The organism is Paraburkholderia sp., from assembly GCF_035501035.1.
In the GTDB taxonomy this organism is placed as follows: Bacteria; Pseudomonadota; Gammaproteobacteria; order Burkholderiales; family Burkholderiaceae; genus Paraburkholderia.
Map to the genome: position 1 here is coordinate 39243 of NZ_DATJWR010000018.1, position 6294 is coordinate 45536.

The window sequence follows — 6294 nt, forward strand, 5'->3', positions numbered from 1 at the left end:
TATGACGGAGATTGTCAAAATCACTGTTATTGCGAGTCCGCCAAACGCTGAATTGCCACGTGAAATTCGCAGCGTTCGCGACACGACGCGCCCTATGCATTCTGGTTTTTATGACTGGGCGCTTGCTGATATTGCTTCGCAGCAGATGACAGCTACTGTATTGGTATCTCCCCCGAATCTGCCGGGCAGCCCGTGCGCCCTTCCTTGTGCCCGCACGCCACGCCGGTTCGCCATCTGCGCACCAAAGAAAACGACGATGGCGATCAGAATGTAGGCATAGCGCTGCAGGATGCACCGCAGGCATGGGGCTTGTCCCTCCACATACCGGAAGTACAAGGCGCCACCCAGCGGTGCGAGGCAGATCAGACCGAGGAGGTCACTCCGCAATCCGGAGAGTCGGGCATCCACCGAACTCAGGGTAGAGTGCTTCGTCGCCCAACCAACTCTGGCGAACGCTGCTTCGATGGCGTGCAGAAGAAGGCGTGGCGAAGCGTGTCGAGAGCAATGATTCTCGCATTTTGACTCAACTCGCCCGCTATGAGGATGTGGTTCAGATCGCGCCGAACCGCGCAGACAAAGCCACCTTCGAACGCGCGCTGCGCAGTCTGCCACCAGGCAGGCGGCAAGGGGCAGGACGGATTGGCGCCGCCACTTACGTCCTATCCCGGCCGCTATGTGACCTCCGCGGCGAGTCGCCCTCGTGCTCCGTGCGCGTCGTGATGTCCGAGAGCGACGAGCCAGCCTGAGGCTCGGACAGACACATCGTGCCGCAATAGCGGCCTTCCAGTCCCGGACGCACGAACGTGTCGATCTGCGCGCGCGTGCCGTGAGCGAGCAGCAGATTCGCATTGCCGATGGTGAGAAAAGGAAAGGTCGCCGTGCCGATGTTCGCCGCGTTGATCCACGCGAAGCCCGCCTTCTCGACCACGAGCGGCAACTGCATGCCGCCGAGCGCGTCGTGCCCTTGCGCCTTCAGTTCTTCGACGGCGAGGGTCTTCATGGATGCATTGAACGATTGGGGCTCATTATGCGCGTATACGATCAGTACATTCATCGCCTCGTATTTCCTGTGTTGTCGGTGTTAGGGGACGCGGTGCGCTTACTTGCGCCGCTCGGCGGCGAGGCGAGCTTGCTGCGCGTCGATACGCTGATGATTTTCTTGCGAGCCGATATATGTGTGGAACAGCCACTCCTGCGTGCGCATCGCGCCATCGAGGTCGAGGTTCAGCAGTTGATTCGAGAGGCGTTTCGTTTCGAGCAGGCACATGCGGTCATAACCGGCCATTTCCGTCGCGATGGCCTGCACCGATGCGAGCAGTTCGCCTTCCGGATAAACGCGGCTCACATAGCCCATTCGTTCGGCTTCCTCTGCATTGTAAATTCGGCCTGTGAGCGCGACTTCCTTTGCCCGGCCGAGCCCGATGATGCGCCACAGCGGATCGAGCACCGGCGTCAGCGCCAGCACTACTTTGCGCTGACCGAACTTCGCGCGGCTCGACGCGTAGCGGATGTCACACATCATCGTGAGATCGAAGCCACCGGCGATGGCCGGACCACCGACTGCGGCGATCACGGGCTGGCAGAAGAGGATCGCCCGGTACGCACGGTGAAAAAGTGCGGTGTACGCTTCATTGGAAACGTTCTCGAGCTTGCGGATTTCGTTGAGATCGAAGGCCGCCGAAAAATAGCGCTCGCCGCCTCTGAGAACGACTACGTTGACATCTTCGCGCTCACCGACTCCCGCGAAAACGTCGATGATTTCCTCGAGCACGCCGGGAGCCAGCGCATTGCCCTTGTCTGGACGATTGATGGTCACCGTCGCGACCTTGTCGGCGACGTCGAGCAGCAAGTCCGGAGCGCGTGACCTACGACTGCTAACTGCGCCTGTTGACTGCGCCGCGCACTAAATCAGCGCCGCGTTGTGAAGCCGTTTCCATTGACGTCGAATCCCGACGTACGCGGTCGAGTCTAGGGCGCCACAGTCCGTGCGCCCCTTCCTTTTTTGGACGGGACGGGACGCGCGCTCGGAATCTATGCCGCGCGCGACCGGACATCACCCAGGCGAGCCGGCGTCGACGGGGTCAAGCGTGAAAACCGACACCGCGCCGACGAGGCTGCTCGCTTGATCGCGCAACGCCGTAGCCGCTGCCGAATTCTGCTCGACGAGCGCCGCCTTCTGTTGGGTCGCGCGGTCCATCTGCGCGATGGCCGAACCGATCTGCACGACGCCGGCGCTCTGCTCGCCGCTCGCCGCGCTGATCTCGCCCGCCCATGATTTCGGTCACGCGCTGAATGCTGCGCACGACAGTGCGCCATTGTTTCGCCAGCCAGATCAGCCTGGACACTGCCCTGTTCGACACGTTCAACGTTATCCGATATCAGAGCCTTGATCTCCTTGGCGGGCTCGGCAGTGCGTCCCGCGAGACCGCGCACCTCGCCCGCCACCACCGCGAAGCCGCGGCCCTGCTCGCCGGCCCGCGCAGCCTCGACAGCCGCGTTGAGCGCGAGGATGTTGGTCTGAAACGCGATGCCGTCGATCAGGTTGATGCTGTCGGCGATCCTGCGGCTTGCCTCGGTGATGCCCTTCATCGTACCGACGACCAGACACGATCTCGCCGCCCTGAACCGCAACCCGCGAAGCATCATGCGCAAGCTGGTTGGCGTGGATCGCGTTGTCGGCGTTCCGGGTCACGGTCGAGCCGAGCTCCTCCATCGAAGCAGCGGTCTCTTCGAGCGCACTTGCCTGGCTCTCCGTGCGCCCCGACAAATCGACGTTGCCCGACGCGATCTGAGCGCTTGCCGAAGCTACCGTCTCCGAACTGATGCGCACGCGCCGAACGCCTGGCGATCGGCGGTCCGATAGTAGGCAATGGCGTCCTGTGCGTGGGCCGTCCCCTCTCGGGAGAATGGCAAAAAGCTTTCCACCGTGCCGAAGTACACGTCCATGTCGGACTTGAGGCGATCGAATGCTTGTTGCTCTTGCCCAGCGGTCACCATGCTCGCGTAGGAAGCCATCAACGTTGCGAGTTCGTCGCGTACCTTGGCGATCCTTTCCTCCGCTCCCCCCTATCTTTGACGTTATCGCCCGAGATGAGATGGTCGGCCTCCACCCTTCGTCCCGTGTTCAACGCGCCGCGAATCGACGCCAGCACCTTCACGGATGGCATCCAGTTCGTGGCGATATCCCTGGTATTGGCGTTGATGCTTCGCGTGTCATGGACCCCCGCGGCTCCAACGACAAACAGCAGCACGACGAGCGCGCAGAATGCCAGCACAAGTTTCTTTTTAAGCGTCATTCGCGCCCCGCTTGAATGGATAGCGTTCACGTTGCTTTCGCTCACACGATCCACGACGTCTGTTGAAGCCGCGGCGTGGCCATGCACGGAAGCCTTCTCCGGTAAGGCCGGAAAAATCGGTGATTCTTATATCATCGCCAGCGTCAACCAGCCCATTCCTAAATGGGGGGCGTACGTCGCGCCGCGGGTTCTTAAGCCGGAGCGCCGCTCGCGAATGCCGACTTCAAACGTTCGAGATCCCGCACTTCAATCGCGCGGTAACGGGTCTCGAGCCAACCCTGTTCACGGAAACGCCACAAGGCCGCGGCGACTGCCTCGCGCGTCACGCCGAGGGCATCCGCAATATCCGTTTGTCGAATGTCGACGGACAATCCGCCCCCGCTACGTTCGACCTCCGCAACGATGAACTGCGCGACGCGTTGCGGCACCGACAGCCGCAGCGCGCTATCGAGCCGGTCCGCGGCATGAATGGGCCTTTCTGCCAGTTTGGCGAGCAACCGGTCACGCAGCTCGGGCTTGCGGTTCAGCAGGTCGCGAAAGCGGGCATCGGGAATGTTCAGCAACCGGACGTTGCCCACAGCCGCGGCATCGTGCGTACGCGGACGCCCCGTCAACAACGGCAACTCGCCGAACGACTCCCCGGGGCCGAAAACGGCGACATTCACCTGCCGCCCCTCACTGTCGAGGCGGCTGAAACTGACGCTGCCTTCCAGAATGAAACGGAGCGAGCGATCGCGGTCGCCTTGTCGGTGAATCTGCTGCCCCGGGCGGTACCGAACTTGCGTGCCTATCGCAAACAGCTCCGCGCGCATCGCCTCGCCAAGCACGGCAAAAACGCCGCTCGACACCGTGCCGGACGCAACGACGACGAAAGGTGGAGACAATACGATGACGGAACGCGACAACGCCACGAAGGGCAGCTTTCGTCTCGACGTGAAAGACAGCGCGGGCACTTGCTGGATACGTCCCGGTGAAACCCTGCTCAAAGGCGCTGTGCGGCAGGGCATACGCATTCCACACCTCTGCATGACGGGTGAATGCGGTTCGTGCCGCTGTCGCCTCGTTCGCGGCCGGGTTCGGCTGAAACGCGACATTTCCCACCATGTTGACGCGGCCGCATTGCAGCTTGGCTACCTGCCTGCCAAAGCGAAGCACAAAGCGACATCGTGCTAGCCGTTCCCGGGCTGTCGGGAGCGATCGAAGAAGCGGCGTTGATCACCCCCCCGGCCGCATCACGGCGATCACGCTGTTGAATCACGACATCCCGACATCCGCCTGGTCACGGTCGAACTGGATAATGCGATCCGCTACCGGGCGGGTCAATATGCGCAGTTGAGTGTTGAAGGTCATCCCGAACTCGAAGCAGCACCGCGTTGCTATTCAGTACGTTTTCGGAACTGTAGAGGAACTCGATTGGCTTCCGAAAATTCAACCAAATAACTTCCGGATCTGGTCCATCCGGTAGGCTGGAACCGGTTCAACTGGGGGTTCAATCAACCATATAACTTCCAAGATTCGAGTCTTTAAACCATTTGTCCTCCGCCGTGTGGGCCTTACGCCCGGATGTTGAACCGGTGCACCATTTCGCGCTATCACCTCACCGCGGCGCTGTTCCAAACAAACGTTGAGCAGTAACACTCAAGCCCGTTCGAATCAACATTGTCAATATCAGGCAGTACTTTGCCGAATGCACGCACCCTCGTTCTCTTGCAATCTGCCGGCTGGCGACAATGGTAGATCGAGTTTTGCATAACGGCTCGGCGCGCATTCTTCGCCAGGCCACGATAACGTCGCTTCTCACGGGAAGGACACCCTGCCGCCACGTTGCGCCCCTTCCCGGCCACGCGCCCCATCCCGCCTCGCCGCCGCAGGTGCCCCGGTCCGTGCGGCCGGCGCCCGCCAGCCACCTGCTGCTGCAACTGGCCACAACCAGCGCTCACCGCCGGAGGAAGCCTGCCGTTGGGACGGCCGCATTACTCCGAAACCTGGCGGACGGGCTACGCGCAGAATTCGGCCATTGCCGACGTTCAGGTGTCGCCATTCGTGAGGCAGCTTCAGGTTGCACTCCCGTCATTCGAACCTCCACGACCGCGAATGTCGGGTCTCACTTTCAGCGGATGCGTACTTACGACCCGAACGCGACATTCATCAGCCCTCGGCTGGGACGACCGTCTCCTGAGTACAACGGCCCTTCCCTCACCGACTCGTCAGTAGTCGATCAGGCCGGAGCTGCCGTGAGAATGCGAGGTAACTGCGACTTTCGGCCTCGCCTGCGCCGCGCTCAGCCTACTTTGATTGCCCGGACCTCGGCAGCGCGCTCGTCCACCGGAATCATCGGCGGATCGCCTTTCCGCTTGACGGGCAGACTGCGGAGATGATCCATGATCGCCTGCCATTCCTTGATCTCGCGCACCGCGTCTCTATCAGCCACAGTGGCGACTTCGTTCCTGTCCAGTCTGCCCGGTGGCGGCAACAGATATGGTGTGTCACCGCGGACGTCTTCGAGTGCCTCGATTCTTGACTTGAGGGGTTGACCATCCTTCTTTTTGGGCTCAAGAACGAGTTTTCCCTTCGTGAACCTGGGAATGGCAACGATGATCAAGCCCAGATACAGGGGGCAGGTCAGACTGTACAAGCCTTCATCCTTCTCGCTAAGGTTGATTGCGCGGTAGCCGCGATCCAGGTCTCCCATTTCGATCGCCGTCACGACGTCGAACTTGGGACGAGACGGGTCATAGCGAAATCGCATACCGGAAGCACGGGGAAAATACTCCCCGGGGTGAGCCGGGCTATCTACAAGCAGAAACTCGAGCAGGTTCTTCAGTTCGGGGCCAGTGAACCATGCGGTAACGAGTGCGCTACCGGCCGTGCGATCAACGATACCGGCGCCTAGCGGCGCCACCGAGAACACATCGTACACGGTTTGCACGCCCGATTTGCCCCGCTTCAAACCTGCCCGCATCAGCCCATTCGCGGTGAAACCGATGTCCGCCTTTGT

The 6294-nt window shown here is 61.3% G+C and carries 6 protein-coding genes and 3 pseudogenes; 2 read left to right on the forward strand and 7 right to left on the reverse strand.

Going from position 1 to position 6294, the window contains the following annotated elements; genetic code table 11:
* Positions 1-108: 108 nt before the first annotated feature.
* On the reverse strand, positions 109-612 hold the full coding sequence (locus VMJ11_RS01300; RefSeq protein ID WP_325616127.1) for a disulfide bond formation protein B: 504 nt from the start codon (positions 610-612) through the stop codon (positions 109-111).
* Between VMJ11_RS01300 and VMJ11_RS01305 the strand changes: the two are divergent.
* Positions 589-696 (forward strand): annotated as a pseudogene (locus tag VMJ11_RS01305) (c-type cytochrome); the annotation flags it as partial. The gene VMJ11_RS01300 and the pseudogene VMJ11_RS01305 sit on opposite strands and share 24 nt — an antisense overlap.
* On the opposite strand, the pseudogene VMJ11_RS01310 reads toward VMJ11_RS01305, so the two are convergent.
* The 5 genes and pseudogenes from VMJ11_RS01310 to VMJ11_RS01330 all read right to left on the reverse strand — a co-directional run.
* Positions 686-976: pseudogene (locus VMJ11_RS01310) on the reverse strand (acyl-CoA dehydrogenase); the annotation flags it as partial. The pseudogenes VMJ11_RS01305 and VMJ11_RS01310 sit on opposite strands and share 11 nt — an antisense overlap.
* Positions 977-1099: 123 nt before the next feature.
* Entirely contained in the window at positions 1100-1849 is a 750-nt protein-coding gene (locus tag VMJ11_RS01315; RefSeq protein ID WP_325616129.1) for an enoyl-CoA hydratase/isomerase family protein, read from the reverse strand.
* A gap of 204 nt (positions 1850-2053) precedes the next feature.
* Positions 2054-2839, reverse strand: a pseudogene (locus VMJ11_RS01320) (methyl-accepting chemotaxis protein); the annotation flags it as partial.
* A 175-nt stretch (positions 2840-3014) separates the two neighbouring features.
* A complete protein-coding gene (locus VMJ11_RS01325) occupies positions 3015-3383 on the reverse strand; it encodes an MCP four helix bundle domain-containing protein (RefSeq protein WP_325616131.1) in 369 nt (122 codons plus the stop codon).
* 104 nt (positions 3384-3487) lie between these two features.
* A complete protein-coding gene (locus tag VMJ11_RS01330; protein WP_325616132.1) occupies positions 3488-4207 on the reverse strand; it encodes a Crp/Fnr family transcriptional regulator in 720 nt (239 codons plus the stop codon).
* On the opposite strand from VMJ11_RS01330, the gene VMJ11_RS01335 reads away from it, so the two are divergent.
* Positions 4185-4469 (forward strand): 2Fe-2S iron-sulfur cluster-binding protein, encoded by a 285-nt coding sequence (locus VMJ11_RS01335; protein WP_325616134.1) that lies wholly within the window; start codon positions 4185-4187, stop codon positions 4467-4469. The two genes, VMJ11_RS01330 and VMJ11_RS01335, sit on opposite strands and share 23 nt — an antisense overlap.
* A 1108-nt stretch (positions 4470-5577) precedes the next feature.
* Here VMJ11_RS01335 and VMJ11_RS01340 read toward each other — a convergent pair.
* On the reverse strand, positions 5578-6294 hold a 717-nt coding region (locus VMJ11_RS01340), incomplete at its 5' end, for a 5'-nucleotidase C-terminal domain-containing protein (protein ID WP_325616136.1).